Here is a 2,537-nt window from a genome sequence, read left to right as displayed (position 1 = left end):
TTATTAAAGACTTTCACTTTTACATAACGCATTTTAAATCTCCTATGATTGTGATGTGCTTAACGTACCCAATCCTGTTGCGTCTGCTGCTGCAACCTGGCTTAGAGTAATCGTTGCACTTGCCGGGTAAAAAGTTACGGAGGTGTTATCACTACCCGAAGTGATATCGTCCGTTTGTGCTGTCCATGCTGTGTCTGCTGTAGCTGCAATAGTCAGATAACCTACTTCCACGTTTCCTGCTGTGACCGCTGCTTTCGCTGCAATCGCAAGTGCCTCTGTTGTGTAGACCTGATCACTCAGACCCCCACCTGGCTTAGTGGTGATAGTACCTGCTATGTCAATCTGCACTGTCCAGATACCCCAGAAAGTCCCTACCGCTGGCGCAACATTAATGGTGTCTGCTGCACTAAAGGCTGTACCGGCAGCAACTTCCGCTTTGTAGATGGGAGTGCCGTCAATACGGTACTGGAATGCTGTGTTCTTAATCTGGTGGGTAGTTGAACCTGCACTTAAAACTGTCGCAGTTACAATACCATCATCAGTCAGAAAGTTCTCCTGTGCGTTAGTATCGGACTTTAACTCGTTGATTAACGTAACCACTATGTCCAGTTTCGTGTCAACAGTGTCAAGGTCGGTTACTATTGATCTTAAACATTTTTCTAAAGCATTAGGATCATGGACTGTTTCACTTGTAATTTTTGGCATTTTAGCCTCCTACGATCTGTATGCTTTCCAGAAAATCTGGCTTCCTGCTATGTTCAAAGAACCGTGAGTACCAATCGTAAATCCTTCGTATGAATCGCCTGTGGTGTCTCCGTATTTAGAGATTCCACCTGCCATGATACAATATCCAGGATAGTAATTAGTAGTCTCTGCCGGTGTTCCGCTTGAACCGCCTGCAAGTCCGTCAGTTGTTGCGTTAAAAATCGCACCCGAAGTCGCTTCTACTGTTACTACGCCCATTGCTGCATCGTCTGTTGGTACTGCCGGCAAAGCTGCTATAGCCAAAGCCTCAGTATCATAAGCCAATGAAGCCGAAGGAGTAATGGTAAAAGTCGTTCCGTCTGCGTCTACAGAAAGAAGGAATAATCCCCACTTACCCGCAGTAACATCGTGCGTAGTTGCTGTAAAAGCAGTACCCGCAGCCACCGCAGGGATAGTTATCTGTGTAGTCTGAGCGTCTACAAAGATTCCAGCGCACCTTCTGCTGCCTAACTGTGTGTCAGTAGTTCCTATCAATGGAAGGTGAGAACCTAATACTCCGGCGTTGTCAACCATAAAGCCTGACTGTTCCATTGCGAAAGTTCCTTCCCACATAGAGTCGTCCCAAAAGCCGGATAGTGTAGATTCTCCAACTACTACGTCTACTCTTGCGGGTATGAAACCTACCTCAATATTCATTGCTGCACCAGTTGCTGTTGTTTGTCCTGTTATAATGTCTTTCATTATATTCCTCCCTAACTCAATATTCCAACACCGGCTTCTATACGATAAAGTCTTGTATCGTCAAGAATGCCCTGGGTTGTCCATGCTACCCAACCTACTGTGCCGTATTGATTTAATGGATTCTCTGGCCCGCCTGAGTCTTTTGACTTAACTATACTCTGTAAAGCGTGTCCTTCAAGGTCACTCTTTGCAACTGCGTGTTCTGAGAATATCAGGTAAGGATAGACATCACAGTTCGCTGTTCCAGTGGTATATTTAAGTGATGCTGCTACTGCTGAACCGCCGCCATCTGCCCATATCTTGGCTTCGGAGGTACAATAGAATCTAAAGTTACCTACCTGACCAATTTCTGTTGGATGAACTGCGGTCTGTCCTGCGTATTTCTCCACGCTCTGAAAACCTGTAAGATTCTCTACGGAAGCTTTACAGTCAGTGTGACAAATTACAGGAAATGATGCTCTTGTCGGGGAAGTGGCGTAACCGTTTTGCGGGTTTACCATCTTCTTCGTGTATCGGCATCTGTTTGAAAGCATTGCTCTCTCAACGAAAGCAAGGTCGTTGTTTGTAATCTCAGTAACAATACCAGACCTTGCGGATACTCCACCCGCACGTCTTACGCTTGTTCCTGCGATATACGCATTACGCCTTAATTCGTCAATGGTCTCTTGCGCCTGCTCACCGCCCATCTCTGTTAGAACGGATATTACAGGGTCCTGATTGATAAGACTTACTTTGTCTGAATATTTGAGATAGTCGCCGTACTGATCTAAAGTAAAAGTCACTTCACTATAACTCGCAAGACTTCCTGTAGGCACACGTGCCTCGGAAATCGGAGTTGTCGCTTTTGACAAAGCGGCATAGTTTCTGAACTTTATCTGGTCAGATTCCCCTGTGGGGCTTGGCTTACTGTCTGCAAACATATCGTGAATAAGATAAGGCAGTTTCCTTTGCAGGATTCCGTTATAAAACGGAACTACAGCCGGATCTATATTCGTGGTTGTGTTCGTTGCCATTTTATTCTCCTAATTTTGGCAAACGCTTCACTCGTTCAAGTTCATCATCGAAATCTTGAGAATTGGGATTCATCTGAT

General features: G+C 45.3%; 3 protein-coding genes. All 3 read right to left on the bottom strand.

Annotated features, from left to right (window positions below; all coding sequences use genetic code 11):
• Positions 1–42: 42 nt before the first annotated feature.
• From GY843_RS15805 to GY843_RS15795, 3 genes are read right to left on the bottom strand one after another with little or no spacing between them, the layout of a single operon-like run.
• Positions 43–705: a hypothetical protein gene (locus tag GY843_RS15805; protein WP_297310992.1), complete on the bottom strand. Its 663-nt coding sequence runs from the start codon at positions 703–705 to the stop codon at positions 43–45.
• Positions 706–714: 9 nt separating this feature from the next.
• Entirely contained in the window at positions 715–1,446 is a 732-nt protein-coding gene (locus GY843_RS15800) for a hypothetical protein (RefSeq protein WP_297310991.1), read from the bottom strand.
• Between the two features lie 11 nt (positions 1,447–1,457).
• Positions 1,458–2,459: a N4-gp56 family major capsid protein gene (locus GY843_RS15795; RefSeq protein ID WP_297310990.1), complete on the bottom strand. Its 1,002-nt coding sequence runs from the start codon at positions 2,457–2,459 to the stop codon at positions 1,458–1,460.
• Positions 2,460–2,537 lie beyond the last annotated feature (78 nt).

The sequence above is a fragment of the Neptuniibacter sp. genome, assembly GCF_024231755.1.
In the GTDB taxonomy this organism is placed as follows: Bacteria; Pseudomonadota; Gammaproteobacteria; order Pseudomonadales; family Balneatricaceae; genus Neptuniibacter.
This window is presented reverse-complemented; position numbering and strand designations above follow the sequence as displayed.